Raw genomic sequence first — 13,359 nt, 5'->3', positions numbered from 1 at the left:
CGACGCTCAGGGTCGGGCGGCAGGTGACATGCAATGGTTATCAAGCCGCGACATTCTGCTCATATGAGCAGACCGGTCGGCCCCCGCTCGGGGGACGGGGATGCGCATTCCCCAGTGATCAGGCGGAGGTTCGCCCGCCTTCCCGGGGCGCCGCGCTCAGGGCCGGCTCGGCGAGTCCACGACCAGCTCTCCGGCGATGATCGCCTGGCGCAGCCCCTCGATCTCGCCGTCGAGCTCGGGCGAGACGAGCGTCGCGAGGTCGTGGTACGGCGCGATCTCCACGCCGCCGTTCTCGAGCGTCCCGATGTACGGCTCGTTCGTGAACCTGCCGTCCTGCACGTCGCCGACGATCTCGACCATCGCGTCCTGGGTGTTCTTCAGCACACTCGTGAGGACGATGGGCCGGAACTCGGGCGCGAGCGTCTCGTAGCCGTCGCTGTCGACCCAGATCACCGAGACGCCGCCGCGCTCGCGCGCCGCCGACGCGGCGCCCTCGCCGACCTGTCCGGCGACCGGCAGGATGACGTCGGCGCCCTGGTCGATGAAGCCCTCGGTGAGCGCCTTGCCCTTGTTGATGTCCTCGAAGTCGCCGGTGAACGCGCCGTCCTGCTTGCCCTTGTCCCAGCCGAGCGCGCGCACCTGCGTGCCGTGCACCTCGTTGTACTTCGCGACGCCGTCGACGAAGCCGTCCATGAAGAGGGTCACGGGCGGCTGGTTGCCGCCGCCGAACGTGGCAACGACGCCCGTCTTCGAGACGCCCGCCGCGAGGTAGCCGGCCAGGAACGACGCCTGCGCCGTGTCGAAGACCACCGGCTTCACGTTGTCGGCCTCGACGGTCTCGTCGACGATCGCGAACGCGAGGTCGGGGTTGGCCTTCGCCTGCTCGAGCGTCGCCTCGGCGAGCTCGAAGCCGACCGTGACGATGAGGCCGCAGCCGGAGTCGACGGCCTGCTGCACGTTCGGCGCCAGGTCGGTCTCGCCGGTGGAGACGATGGCCTCGGCGTCGACGCCGAGCTCGTCCTCCGCCTGCAGCAGGCCCTCCCAGCTCGACTGGTTGAAGGAGCGGTCCTCGAGGCCGCCCGAGTTCGTGACCATGCGCACGCAGTCGGTGCCCGCGGCATCCGTGCCGCCCGACTCGGGCGCGGGCGCGCAGGCCACGAGGGTGACGGATGCCGCGACGAGCGCCGCTCCGAAGCCGAACCACCGACGCACAGACATCCGCTGCCCCGTTCTCTCGAGTGCCCCTACAGCACGTCGCTCGACCCGCCGAGCCGGAGGGCGTCGACGACCGCCTTGACCCGCTGCGCGTGCTCGCTCGTCGTGACGAGGAGCGCGTCGGGCGTGTCCACGACGACGATATCGTGCACGCCGATCAGGCTGATGACCCGCTTCGCGCGGCTCACGACGATGCCGCTCGACGCGTCCGCGAGCACGCGGGCGTTCTCGCCGAGGATCGCCAGCTCCCCCGAGCGGCCGGCCGTGTTGAGCTTCGCGAGCGATGCGAAGTCGCCGACGTCGTCCCACTGGAAGTGCCCGCGGATGACCGCGAGCCGACCGGCCGCGGCGGCGGGCTCGGCGACCGAGTAGTCGATTGCGATCTTCTCGAGCGTGGGCCAGATCCGGTCGACCGCGGGTCCGCGCGTCTCGGGGTCGTCCCACGCCTCGGCGAGCTCGACGAGCCCGGCGTGCAGCTCGGGCTTCGTGCGGGCGAGCTCCTCGAGCAGCGTCGACGCCTTCGTGATGAACATCCCGGCGTTCCAGAGGTGGTCGCCGCCCTCGAGGTAGCGCTTGGCCGTCTCGAGGTCGGGCTTCTCGACGAAGTTCGACACGGCCTCGACGCGGTCGGCGCCCGGCACCTCGACCTGGCCCCCGCACTCGATGTAGCCGAAGCCGACCGCGGGCTCGGTCGGGGTGATGCCGATCGTGGCGATGTACCCGGCGCGGGCCGCGGCGACCGCGTCGGCGACCGCCGAGCGGAAGAGCGCGTCGCCCGAGATCACGTGGTCGGCCGCGAACGAGCCGATCACGACGCCGGGCTCGCGGCGCTCGAGGATGGCGGCGGCGAGGCCGATGGCCGCGGTGGAGTCGCGCGGCTCGCTCTCGAGCACGATGTTCTCGTCGGCGAGCGCGGGCAGCTGCGCCTCGACCGCCGCGCGGTGCGCGCGGCCCGTCACGACCATGATCCGCTGCTCGCCCGAGAGGGGCGCGAGCCGGTCCCACGTGTCCTTCAGGAGGGTCTGGCCCGACCCCGTGAGGTCGTGCAGGAACTTCGGCGCGTCCGCCCGGGACAGCGGCCACAGCCGTGAGCCGACGCCCCCTGCGGGGATCACGCTGTAGAAGCCCTCGAGGGGCAGGGATGGTGTCGACATGCGATCGAGGATACCGGGACGGCCTCCGTGGCATCCGCGTGATCGCTCGCTCTGCCCGCCACCGGGGTTAGGCAGCCCTAACCGGCACCACCTCCGGCGCGGGACTAGACTCGCATGCGGGCCGAGCGCCCGTCGTGCCCTCTCGTCAAGGGCGAATCACACAGCCAGGGAGGGTTGTTCATGCCAGAGACCTCGGCAGGAACCCTGACCGCACCCGAGAAGCCGGCCAAGCAGCGGCCGGGCGGCACGCTCTATCGCGGCCGCGAGGGCATGTGGTCATGGGTGCTGCACCGCATCACCGGTGTCGCGATCTTCTTCTTCCTCCTGGTGCACGTGCTCGACACCTCGCTCGTGCGCGTCAGCCCCGAGGCCTACAACGCGGTGATCGGCACGTACCAGACGCCGATCATGGGCCTCGGCGAGGTCGCCCTCGTCGGCGCCATCGTGTTCCACGCCTTCAACGGCCTGCGCATCATCCTCGTCGACTTCTGGGCGTGGGCGACCCGCCACCAGCGCGTGCTCTTCTACGTGGTCATCGCCCTCTGGGTGGTCACCATGCTCGCGTTCGTGCCCCGTCACCTGATGAACGTCTTCAGCCACTGAGAGGCCGCGACATGACTGCCATCGAAGCACCCCGCAGCCCCGCGCGCCCGGCCCGCAGGCGCGGCGTCAACTGGGAGAAGTGGGGCTGGATCTACATGCGCGCGTCGGGCGTCGTCCTGCTCGTGCTCATCTTCGGCCACCTGTTCACCAACCTGATGGTGGGCGAGGGCGTCAAGGCCATCGACTTCGGCTTCGTCGCCGGCAAGTGGGCCGACCCGTTCTGGCAGTGGTGGGACGTGCTCATGCTCTGGCTCGCCCTCATCCACGGCGCCAACGGCATGCGCACGATCGTGAACGACTATACGAGCCCCGGCACCATCCAGCGGCTCCTGAAGATCGCGCTGTTCGCGGCCGCGGCCGTGCTGATCGTGCTCGGCACCCTCGTGGTGTTCACGTTCGACCCGTGCCCCGCCGGCGCCCCCGCCGACCTGCTCCCCTCGTTCTGCCCCGCGGCCTAGGAGACCTGTGAATCCCGAGAGCGCCCACGTCGAGACGAAGGTCGTCGACGGCGTCCACTACCACCAGTACGACATCGTGATCGTCGGCGCCGGCGGCGCGGGCATGCGGGCGGCGATCGAGGCCGGGCCGGGTGCGCGCACCGCGGTCATCTCGAAGCTGTACCCGACCCGCTCGCACACGGGCGCCGCGCAGGGCGGCATGGCCGCCGCGCTCGCGAACGTCGAGGAGGACAGCTGGGAGTGGCACACCTTCGACACCGTCAAGGGCGGCGACTACCTCGTCGACCAGGACGCGGCCGAGATCCTCGCGAAGGAGGCCATCGACGCGGTCATCGACCTCGAGAACATGGGCCTCCCGTTCAACCGCACGCCCGAGGGCAAGATCGACCAGCGCCGCTTCGGCGGCCACACGCGCGACCATGGCAAGGCGCCCGTGCGACGCGCCTGCTACGCGGCCGACCGCACCGGCCACATGATCCTGCAGACGCTGTTCCAGAACTGCGTCCGGCTCGGCATCGAGTTCTACAACGAGTACTACGCCCTCGACCTCGTGATGACCGAGGTCGACGGCGTCCAGCAGCCGTCGGGCGTCGTGGCCTACGAGCTCGCCACCGGCGAGCTCCACGTCTTCCAGGCGAAGGCCGTCATCTTCGCCACGGGCGGCTTCGGCAAGATCTACAAGACCACCTCGAACGCGCACACGCTCACGGGCGACGGCGTCGGCATCATCTGGCGCAAGGGCCTGCCGCTCGAGGACATGGAGTTCTTCCAGTTCCACCCGACGGGCCTCGCCGGCCTCGGCATCCTCCTCACCGAGGGCGCCCGCGGCGAGGGCGCGATCCTGCGCAACGCCTCGGGCGAGCGGTTCATGGAGCGCTACGCCCCCACCATCAAGGACCTCGCGCCGCGCGACATCGTCGCCCGCTGCATGGTGCAGGAGGTGGCCGAGGGCCGCGGCGCCGGCCCGCACAAGGACTACGTGCTGCTCGACTGCACGCACCTCGGCGCCGAGGTGCTCGAGACGAAGCTCCCCGACATCACCGAGTTCGCCCGCACCTACCTCGGCGTCGACCCGGTCTACGAGCCCGTGCCGGTCATGCCGACCGCCCACTACGCGATGGGCGGCATCCCGACCAACGTGGCGGCCGAGGTGCTGCGCGACAACACGACCGTCGTGCCCGGCCTCTACGCCGCCGGCGAGTGCGCGTGCGTCTCGGTGCACGGCTCGAACCGCCTCGGCACCAACTCGCTGCTCGACATCAACGTCTTCGGCAAGCGCGCCGGCCGCAACGCGGTCGAGTACGTGAAGACGGTCGACTTCACGCCGCTGCCCGCCGACCCGGCCGCCGGTGTCCGCGACCTGCTCCAGCTGCTGCGCGACTCGAACGGCACCGAGCGGATCGCCGCGATCCGCAAGGAGCTGCAGGACGAGATGGACAAGGGCGCCCAGGTGTTCCGCACCGACGAGTCGCTCGCCCACGTGGCATCCGTCATCGCCTCGCTGCGCGAGCGCTACAAGCACATCGCGGTGCAGGACAAGGGCCGCCGGTTCAACACCGACCTGCTCGAGGCCGTCGAGCTCGGGTTCCTGCTCGACCTCGCCGAGGTCGTCGTGCACTCCGCGCGGAACCGCGAGGAGAGCCGCGGCGGCCACATGCGCGACGACTTCCCGAACCGCGACGACGAGAAGTACATGCAGCACACGATGGCGTACCTGACCGGCGACGCCCACTCGTCGCACGCCGAGGACCACATCCGGCTCGACTGGAAACCGGTGACGGTCACGCGCTACCAGCCGATGGAGAGGAAGTACTGACGTGAGCACCGCAACGCTCGAGAACCCGCCGGCCGCGAGCGCGCCCGTGCAGTCGTTCACGGTCACGTTCCTGATCCGCCGCTTCGACCCCGACGTCGACACGGAGCCGCGTTGGCAGGACTTCGACGTCGAGATGTACGCGACCGACCGCGTGCTCGACGCCCTGCACAAGATCAAGTGGGAGCAGGACGGCTCGTTGACGTTCCGCCGCTCGTGCGCGCACGGCATCTGCGGCTCCGACGCCATGCGCATCAACGGACGCAACCGCCTCGCCTGCAAGACGCTGATCAAGGACCTCGACATCTCGAAGCCGATCTACGTCGAGGCGATCAAGGGCCTCCCGCTCGAGAAGGACCTCGTCGTCGACATGGAGCCGTTCTTCGCGAGCTACCGCGAGGTGCAGCCGTTCCTCATCGCGAACTCGAAGCCCGAGCCGGGCAAGGAGCGCATCCAGTCGATCGCCAAGCGCGAGATCTTCGACGACACCACGAAGTGCATCCTCTGCGCGGCGTGCACCTCGTCGTGCCCCGTGTTCTGGACCGACGGCCAGTACTTCGGCCCCGCGGCGATCGTCAACGCGCACCGGTTCATCTTCGACTCGCGCGACGACGCGGCATCCGTGCGCCTCGACATCCTCAATGACAAGGAGGGCGTCTGGCGCTGCCGCACGACCTTCAACTGCACCGACGCGTGCCCCCGCGGCATCGAGGTGACGAAGGCGATCGCCGAGGTGAAGCAGGCGATCATGCGCGGCAAGCCCTGACGCGAGCCGTCGGCTGACGACGAGGGGCCGGTGCGGATCGCACCGGCCCCTCGCGCATGGTCCCGGCATCCGGCGCACCTGATCGCTACGCTGAGGAGCGTGAGCGAGCCCACCCCCGCCGGCCGTGGTCGAAGCCGACGCCGCGGGTCGGATGCCGCGAAGGCGAGCGGCGCGACGGATGCCGCCGCGCCCGCGAACGGCGCATCCGGGAACGGCGCACCGGCCAAGGGTGCACCGGCCAAGGGTGCACCCGCGAAGGGCGCACCGGCGCCCGCTGCACGTGCGACCGCCGAGTCCCCGAACGGCGTGCCCGCCGCTGCGTCCTCGACGCCCCCGGTCGCGGGCGGTCCGGAGCCCGGCACCAAAGGCCGCTTCGAGGAGTTCGGCGAGCAGACCCGCCAGCGGTTCGAGCCGCAGATCAGCACCGTCACGAACCTCACCCAGAAGACGATGGCGCTCTTCCCCGTGCGCGTCTGGCGGCTGTTCCTCGCGCGGAACGGGTTCCTCCTCTCGGCGGGCATGAGCTACCAGGCGCTGTTCGCGATCTTCGCGGCGGTCTACGTCGTGTTCGCCGTCGCCGGCATCTGGCTGACGAGCAACCCCGAGACCCTCGATGCGTTCATCACCCTGCTGAACACCTACGCCCCCGGCCTCGTCGGCGAGAACGGCATCATCTCGACCGACGACCTCACCACGATCGCGACCTCGAGCACCAGCCTCTTCGGGCTGACGGGCGCCGTCGCGCTCGTCGGCCTCATCTGGACCGCCATCGACTGGATCACCTACTCGCGGCTCGCCGTGCGGAGCATCTTCGGGCTCCCGAAGGACACGAGCGCCTACGTGCTCCTGAAGACGAAGGACTTCCTCGTCGGCCTGGCCTTCGGCACGATGCTGATCGTCGCGACGGTGCTGTCGGTGGCCGCGACCTCGTTCTTCGGCTGGCTGACCGGCGTCATGGGGCTGCCCCCGGATTCCGGCTGGTCGGAGGCCCTCGTCCAGGGCGGTTCCACCGTCGTGGTGTTCGTCATCGACACGCTCGCACTGGCGGTGCTCTTCCGGTTCCTGTCGGCGGCCGCGATGCCGTGGCGGCGCATGTGGGTCGGGTCGCTGCTCGGCTCGGCCGCGCTCACCGTGCTGCAGCTGCTGAGCGGCCTCGTCGTCGCCGGGGCGACCAAGAACCCGCTGCTCGCCACGTTCGCCGTCTTCATCGGACTGCTGCTCTGGTTCCGCGTCATCAGCATCATCATCCTCGTGGCCGCCGCGTGGATCGCCGTCGAGGCCTTCGACGCCCACGAGACACTGCGGATCGTGACGCCCGAGGAGTTGGCCGCCGAGAGGAAGGCGCGCGAGGAGGACGCCCTCGTCACCGCGGCGCGCGTGAGGGTCCGCGAGGCGGAGGCCGCCCTCGCGGATGCGAGCTGGTACGAGCGGATTCCGGCGCGGCGCCGCCTCTCGAGGGCGCAGGCGGATCTCGCCGGTGCGGAGGCCGCGATCGGCCCCCGCCCGGCGAAGAAGACTGTCGGGGGGCTCCCCTAGGATCGAAGGCATGCCCCCCGCGAAACCGCTCCGTGTCGTCAGCGCCAACGTCAACGGGATCCGGGCCGCATACCGCCGCGGCATGGGCGAATGGCTCGCCGAACGCGACGTCGACATCCTCGCGATGCAGGAGGTGCGCGCCTCCACCGAAGACGTGCAGGCCCTCCTCGGCGACGAATGGGACATCCTGCACGACCCGGCCACCGCGAAGGGCCGCGCCGGCGTCGCGATCGCGAGCCGCAACCGCGCGAGCATCCACCGCGTCGAGCTCGGTGCGCCCGACTTCGACAGCGCGGGCCGCTGGCTCGAGGCCGACTACGAGGTGGGCGACCGCGTCGTCACCGTCGTGAGCGCCTACGTGCACTCGGGCGAGGCCGACACCCCCAAGCAGGTCGAGAAGTACCGGTTCCTCGACGCCATGGAGGCGCGGCTGCCGCAGCTCGCCGCGCAGTCCGAGCTCGCGGTCGTCGTCGGCGACCTCAACGTCGGTCACCGCACGCTCGACATCCGCAACTGGAAGGGCAACGTCAAGCGGGCCGGCTTCCTCCCCGACGAGCGCGCGTACTTCGACCGGTTCGTCGGCGCCGAAGACGCCGACGACTACAACCGCGGCGCCGGGCTCGGCTGGGTCGACCTCGGCCGCCGCTTCGCCGGCGAGGTCGACGGCCCCTACTCCTGGTGGTCGTGGCGCGGCAAGGCGTTCGACAACGACACGGGCTGGCGCATCGACTACCAGCTCGCGACCCCCGCACTCGCCGACGCCGCGGTCGCCTACGCGATCGATCGCGCCGACACGTACGACACCCGATGGTCCGACCACGCTCCCGTCGTCGTCGACTACGCCATCTGACCCCACCGCTGACAAGGACTCCCACCGCATGAACGACTCCCGTCCCGTCGTCTTCTCCGGCATGCAGCCGTCGAGCGACTCGCTCCACCTCGGCAACTACCTCGGCGCGCTCGTCAACTGGGTCGCGCTCCAAGACGACCACGACCCCATCTACTGCGTGGTCGACCTGCACGCCATCACCGTGCCGCAGGAGCCGGCCGCCCTGCGCGACGCCACCCGGCGCACCGCCGCCCAGTACCTCGCCGCGGGCGTCGACCTCGAGCGCTCGACGCTCTTCGTGCAGTCGCACGTGCCGGCGCACGCCGAGCTCGCCTGGGTGCTCGGCACGCTCACGGGCTTCGGCGAGGCCAGCCGCATGACGCAGTTCAAGGACAAGTCGGCCAAGCAGGGCACGGATGCCACGACGGTCGGCCTGTTCACGTACCCGGTGCTCATGGCGGCCGACATCCTGCTCTACGACACGCAGCTCGTGCCCGTCGGCGACGACCAGCGCCAGCACCTCGAGCTCACGCGCGACCTCGCCGGCCGCTTCAACTCCCGGTTCGGCGAGACGTTCGTCGTGCCCGAGGCGCTCATCCCCAAGGAGTCGGCGCGCATCTACGACCTGCAGGAGCCGACCGCCAAGATGTCGAAGTCGGCGCAGTCCGAGGCCGGCCTCGTGAAGGTCATGGACGACCCCGCCGTCACCGCGAAGAAGTTCCGCAGCGCGGTCACCGACACGGGTCGCGAGGTGCGCTACGACCCGAGCGGGAAGCCCGGCATCTCGAACCTCCTCGACATCCTCGCGGCGACCACCGGCCGGCCGATCCCCGAGCTCGAGGCGGAGTACGACGGCCGCGGCTACGGCGACTTCAAGAAGGACGTCGCCGATGCCGTGGTCGAGGCGCTCGCGCCCATCCGCACGCGCACGCTCGAGCTCCTCGAAGACCCGGCCGAGCTCGACCGCCTGCTCGCGATCGGCGCCGAGCGGGCGAGCGAGCGGGCCGAGCGGATGCTGCGCACGGTCTACGACCGCGTCGGCTTCGTGCGCCGGGGCTGACGTGCGCCCGGTCGTCCTCCGCACGCGACGGCTCGTGCTCGACGAGCCGATGCCGTACGACGCGGAGGCGGTGGCCCGGTACTGCCAGGACCCGCTGTTCGAGCAGTACCTGACCACGCCATGGCCCTACCGTCGCGCCGATGCCGAGGCGTTCCTCGGCGTGCACGTGCCCGAGTCCTGGGCGACGGGCGCCGAGCTCACGTGGGCGCTGCGGCTCGCCCACGGCAGCCAGCTCCTCGGCGTCATCAGCGTGCGGTCGGGCGAGCACGAGATCGGCTACTGGATCGGCGCGGAGCACCGCGGAGCCGGCTACATGAGCGAGGCGGCGGTCGCGGTGGTCGAGTGGGCGCTCGGCGGCGGTATCCCTCACGCGACCACGCTGCGCTGGCGAGCGGTCGAGGGCAACGTGGCGTCGGCGAAGGTCGCCCGCGCGGCCGGCTTCCTCCGCATGCACGCCGAGGATCCCACCCTGCCGACCCGCGACGGCCAGGGGCGCCTCCCGGCGTGGCACGCCGTGCGCACGGCGCCGGCCGATCCCGCGGCGTTCGCGAGCTGGAACGACATCCTCGGCGAGGCCGCGTGACCGCCGGTGCGCCCGTCGTCCTGTTCGACCTCGACGACACGCTCATGGCGCATCGCGAGGCGGTCGCCGCCGGGATCGTGCGGTACATGCGCGAGCGCGCCTACGAGGGCGACGAAGCACTCGCCGCGCGGCGGTGGCACGAGCTCGAGGAGGAGCACTACCACGCGTACCTCGGCGGTGCGCTGAGCTTCGAGGGTCAGCGGCGGGCGCGGGCCGCGGCCTTCGCGCGCGAGTTCGGCGAGGAGCTCGACGACGTCGACGCGAGCGCGTGGTTCGCCGAGTACTTCGAGCGCTACCGCGACTCGTGGGCGCTGCATGACGACGTGATCCCGGCGTTCGAGGCCCTCGCGGCCGGCCTGCCGGGCGTGCGGTTCGGGATCGTCACGAACGGCGAGCTCGAGTTCCAGACGGCCAAGATCGTGCGGCTCGCGCTGCACGGTCGGGTCGAGCACGTCATCGCCTCAGGCGAACTCGGCGTCACGAAGCCCGACCGGGCCATCTTCGACGCGGCGGTCGATCGGTTCCGCACGGCCGGGGCCGTGTCGGGCGCCGCGTACATCGGCGACCGGCTCCGCACCGACGCCATCGGCGCCGCCCGCGCCGGGCTCATCGGCGTCTGGGTGAACCGCACGGGTGCGACGCCCGACGCGTCCGACGCCGCCGACGCGGAGGCCGCGGGCGTGCTCGAGGTGCGCGGACTCGACGAGCTCGCGCCCCTGCTCGTGCCGCGTCTCGCCGGCTGACGACGACCTGACGCCCGACGGCTCACCGCCCGCGTCCGTCCCGCCGAGACGGAGAACGGGCCGGGCGCACCCCCATGCACCCGGCCCGTCATCCCACCGTACCTGCGGTGAGGCTCCACGACGATTCGACGTCGCCGTCGTCGTCGTCAGTCGACGTCGTCGTCCACCCAGTCGAGGGTCTTCGACACGGCCTTCTTCCAGTTGCGGTCGAGCCGCTCGCGCTCGCCCGACTCCATGGCGGGCTCCCACCGGCGGTCCTCCTGCCAGTTGGCGCGGAGCTCGTCGAGCCCCGACCAGAAGCCGACCGCGAGGCCCGCCGCGTACGCGGCGCCGAGCGCCGTCGTCTCGGCGACGACCGGCCGGACGACCGGCACGCCGAGGATGTCGGCCTGGAACTGCAGCAGGGTGTCGTTGGCGGTCGCGCCGCCGTCGACGCGCAGCTCCGAGAGGTCGATGCCCGCGTCGGCGTTCACCGCCTCCACGACGTCGCGGGTCTGGAAGGCGATGGCCTCGAGCGCGGCGCGCGCGATGTGGCCCTTGTTCACGTAGCGGGTGAGGCCCACGAGCGCGCCACGCGCGTCGGGCCGCCAGTACGGAGCGAACAGGCCCGAGAACGCCGGCACGAAGTACGCGCCGCCGTTGTCCTCGACGCCCTTCGCGAGGTCCTCGACCTCCGCGGCCGACGAGATGAGGCCGAGGTTGTCGCGCAGCCACTGGATCAGCGACCCGGTGACGGCGATCGAGCCCTCGAGCGCGTAGTGCACGGGCTGGTCGCCGAGCTTGTAGCCCACCGTCGTGAGCAGCCCGTTGCGCGAGTGCACGATCTCCTCGCCCGTGTTGAAGATGAGGAAGTTGCCGGTGCCGTAGGTGTTCTTCGCCTCGCCCGCGTCGAACGCCGCCTGGCCGAAGGTCGCGGCCTGCTGGTCGCCGAGGATGCCGGCGATGGGCGTCTCGCGCAGCAGCGAGTGCTCGTTCGCGACACCGTAGACCTCCGACGACGACTTGATCTCGGGCAGCATCGACCGCGGCACGCCGAACGCGGCGAGGATCTCGTCGTCCCACTGGAGGGTCTCGAGGTCCATGAACATCGTGCGGCTCGCGTTCGTGACATCCGTCGCATGGACACCGCCGTCGACGCCGCCGGTGAGGTTCCACAGCACCCAGGTGTCGGTCGTGCCGAACAGCAGGTCGCCCGCCTCGGCCTTCTCGCGCGCTCCGGGCACGTTCTCGAGGATCCACACGATCTTCGTGCCCGAGAAGTACGTGGCCAGCGGCAGGCCGACCTGCTCCTTGAACCGCTCGACGCCGCCCTCGACCGCGAGCCGGTCGACGATGGCCTGCGTGCGCGTGTCCTGCCAGACGATCGCGTTGTAGACGGGCTCGCCGGTCGTGCGGTCCCAGACGACGGCGGTCTCGCGCTGGTTGGTGATGCCCACGGCGGCGATGTCGTGCCGGGTCAGGTTGGCCTTGCCGAGGGCCTGGCCGATGACCTCCCCCGTGTTGCGCCAGATCTCGGCGGGGTCGTGCTCGACCCAGCCGGCCTTGGGGAAGATCTGCTCGTGCTCGAGCTGTCCGGTCGAGACGATCGATCCGGCCTTGTCGAAGATGATCGCGCGCGACGAGGTGGTGCCCTGGTCGATCGCGAGGACGTAGTCAGCCATCTGAGAACTCCGTTGCTGTCAGTGAATGGGTGATGCGGTGGGGTGGGGTGGGGTGGGGTCGGGTGGGCGGATGCCGCGACTCAGCCGAGGAGCGGCAGGAGCGGGATCGCGACCCAGCCGGCGAGCAGCCCGCCGATGATCGGGCCGACGACGGGCACCCACGAGTAGGACCAGTCGCTGCCGCCCTTGCCCTTGATCGGGAGGATGGCGTGGGCGATGCGCGGGCCGAGGTCACGGGCCGGGTTGATCGCGTAGCCGGTCGGACCGCCGAGGGAGGCGCCGATGCCGACCACGAGGAGCGCCACGGGCAGAGCGCCGAGCGCGGCGAGGCCGGAGGCGTCGCCCTGGCGCCCGAAGCCGATCACGACGAAGACGAGCACGAAGGTGCCGATGATCTCGGTGACGAGGTTCCAGCCGTACGAGCGGATGGCCGGGCCGGTCGAGAACACGCCGAGCTTGTTGGCGGGCTCGGGCTCCGCGTCGAAGTGCTGCTTGTACGCGAGCCACGCGACGACGGCGCCGAGGAAGGCGCCGAGCAGCTGCGCGCCGATATAGGTAAGCACCGAGACGACGTCCACCGGCACGCCCGTGCCGAAGGCGGGGTTGCCGAACTCGGTGGCGCCGTTCGCGACGAGACCCAGGGTGACCGCGGGGTTCAGGTGGGCGCCCGACGCGTACGCGACGATGACGCCGGCGAACACCGCGAGGCCCCAGCCGAAGTTCACCATGAGGAACCCGCCGTTGAGGCCCTTGTTCTTCGCGAGCGCGACGTTGGCGACGACGCCGCAGCCGAGCAGCACGAGCATGGCCGTGCCGACGAGTTCCGAGAGGAACACGATTCCGAGATTGTCCACGTTGACCTTCCTTGAGGGAGTGCGGGCGCGCCGAACGGCGCGCCCGTGGCGACCGAGACGAGCGTGCTCGCCCCGGCATGATCA

General features: G+C 70.9%; 13 protein-coding genes. 9 read left to right on the top strand and 4 right to left on the bottom strand.

Features of this window, described 5'->3' with window-relative positions:
• Positions 1 to 156: 156 nt before the first annotated feature.
• The gene (locus ACFVN5_RS16995) at positions 157 to 1,218 is read right to left on the bottom strand and encodes a BMP family protein (protein ID WP_376956529.1); all 1,062 of its coding nucleotides are present in this window, start codon (positions 1,216 to 1,218) and stop codon (positions 157 to 159) included.
• A gap of 26 nt (positions 1,219 to 1,244) precedes the next feature.
• Positions 1,245 to 2,369 carry a mannose-1-phosphate guanylyltransferase gene (locus ACFVN5_RS16990; protein ID WP_376956527.1) on the bottom strand — a complete coding sequence of 375 codons (1,125 nt, stop codon included), beginning with the start codon at positions 2,367 to 2,369 and terminating at the stop codon, positions 1,245 to 1,247.
• A 180-nt stretch (positions 2,370 to 2,549) separates the two neighbouring features.
• On the opposite strand from ACFVN5_RS16990, the gene sdhC reads away from it, so the two are divergent.
• From sdhC to ACFVN5_RS16945, 9 genes are all read left to right on the top strand, one after another.
• Positions 2,550 to 2,972 carry a succinate dehydrogenase, cytochrome b556 subunit gene (gene sdhC / locus ACFVN5_RS16985; protein WP_376956525.1) on the top strand — a complete coding sequence of 141 codons (423 nt, stop codon included), beginning with the start codon at positions 2,550 to 2,552 and terminating at the stop codon, positions 2,970 to 2,972.
• A gap of 11 nt (positions 2,973 to 2,983) precedes the next feature.
• Positions 2,984 to 3,430, top strand: coding sequence for a succinate dehydrogenase hydrophobic membrane anchor subunit (locus ACFVN5_RS16980; RefSeq protein ID WP_376956523.1), 447 nt, complete (start codon positions 2,984 to 2,986; stop codon positions 3,428 to 3,430).
• Between the two features lie 7 nt (positions 3,431 to 3,437).
• Positions 3,438 to 5,246: a succinate dehydrogenase flavoprotein subunit gene (gene sdhA, locus ACFVN5_RS16975; protein WP_376956521.1), complete on the top strand. Its 1,809-nt coding sequence runs from the start codon at positions 3,438 to 3,440 to the stop codon at positions 5,244 to 5,246.
• A gap of 1 nt (position 5,247) precedes the next feature.
• Positions 5,248 to 6,009 carry a succinate dehydrogenase iron-sulfur subunit gene (locus tag ACFVN5_RS16970; protein ID WP_148732026.1) on the top strand — a complete coding sequence of 254 codons (762 nt, stop codon included), beginning with the start codon at positions 5,248 to 5,250 and terminating at the stop codon, positions 6,007 to 6,009.
• Positions 6,010 to 6,108: 99 nt separating this feature from the next.
• Positions 6,109 to 7,545 carry a YhjD/YihY/BrkB family envelope integrity protein gene (locus tag ACFVN5_RS16965; protein WP_376956518.1) on the top strand — a complete coding sequence of 479 codons (1,437 nt, stop codon included), beginning with the start codon at positions 6,109 to 6,111 and terminating at the stop codon, positions 7,543 to 7,545.
• A 10-nt stretch (positions 7,546 to 7,555) separates the two neighbouring features.
• A complete protein-coding gene (locus ACFVN5_RS16960; RefSeq protein ID WP_376956516.1) occupies positions 7,556 to 8,395 on the top strand; it encodes an exodeoxyribonuclease III in 840 nt (279 codons plus the stop codon).
• A 28-nt stretch (positions 8,396 to 8,423) separates the two neighbouring features.
• Positions 8,424 to 9,434, top strand: coding sequence for a tryptophan--tRNA ligase (gene trpS, locus ACFVN5_RS16955; RefSeq protein WP_376956514.1), 1,011 nt, complete (start codon positions 8,424 to 8,426; stop codon positions 9,432 to 9,434).
• A 1-nt stretch (position 9,435) separates the two neighbouring features.
• A complete protein-coding gene (locus ACFVN5_RS16950) occupies positions 9,436 to 10,017 on the top strand; it encodes a GNAT family N-acetyltransferase (RefSeq protein WP_376956512.1) in 582 nt (193 codons plus the stop codon).
• Positions 10,014 to 10,760 (top strand): HAD family hydrolase, encoded by a 747-nt coding sequence (locus ACFVN5_RS16945; RefSeq protein WP_376956510.1) that lies wholly within the window; start codon positions 10,014 to 10,016, stop codon positions 10,758 to 10,760. Before ACFVN5_RS16950 ends, ACFVN5_RS16945 begins: the two co-directional genes overlap by 4 nt.
• A 146-nt stretch (positions 10,761 to 10,906) precedes the next feature.
• On the opposite strand, the gene glpK is transcribed toward ACFVN5_RS16945, so the two are convergent.
• Entirely contained in the window at positions 10,907 to 12,421 is a 1,515-nt protein-coding gene (gene glpK, locus ACFVN5_RS16940; protein ID WP_376956508.1) for a glycerol kinase GlpK, read from the bottom strand.
• Positions 12,422 to 12,501: 80 nt separating this feature from the next.
• Positions 12,502 to 13,275 carry an MIP/aquaporin family protein gene (locus ACFVN5_RS16935; protein ID WP_376956507.1) on the bottom strand — a complete coding sequence of 258 codons (774 nt, stop codon included), beginning with the start codon at positions 13,273 to 13,275 and terminating at the stop codon, positions 12,502 to 12,504.
• Positions 13,276 to 13,359 lie beyond the last annotated feature (84 nt).

It is taken from the genome of Agromyces sp. NPDC057865, from assembly GCF_042796995.1.
In the GTDB taxonomy this organism is placed as follows: domain Bacteria; phylum Actinomycetota; class Actinomycetes; order Actinomycetales; family Microbacteriaceae; genus Agromyces.
This window is presented reverse-complemented; position numbering and strand designations above follow the sequence as displayed.

Bases quoted from the DNA above. Each gene is read 5' to 3' on its own strand.
- ACFVN5_RS16960 (WP_376956516.1), top strand. From the start codon at position 7,556: ATGCCCCCCGCGAAACCGCTCCGTGTCGTCAGCGCCAACGTCAACGGG.
- ACFVN5_RS16980 (WP_376956523.1), top strand. From the start codon at position 2,984: ATGACTGCCATCGAAGCACCCCGCAGCCCCGCGCGCCCGGCCCGCAGG.
- ACFVN5_RS16990 (WP_376956527.1), bottom strand. From the start codon at position 2,369: ATGTCGACACCATCCCTGCCCCTCGAGGGCTTCTACAGCGTGATCCCC.
- sdhC (WP_376956525.1), top strand. From the start codon at position 2,550: ATGCCAGAGACCTCGGCAGGAACCCTGACCGCACCCGAGAAGCCGGCC.
- ACFVN5_RS16995 (WP_376956529.1), bottom strand. From the start codon at position 1,218: ATGTCTGTGCGTCGGTGGTTCGGCTTCGGAGCGGCGCTCGTCGCGGCA.
- glpK (WP_376956508.1), bottom strand. From the start codon at position 12,421: ATGGCTGACTACGTCCTCGCGATCGACCAGGGCACCACCTCGTCGCGC.
- trpS (WP_376956514.1), top strand. From the start codon at position 8,424: ATGAACGACTCCCGTCCCGTCGTCTTCTCCGGCATGCAGCCGTCGAGC.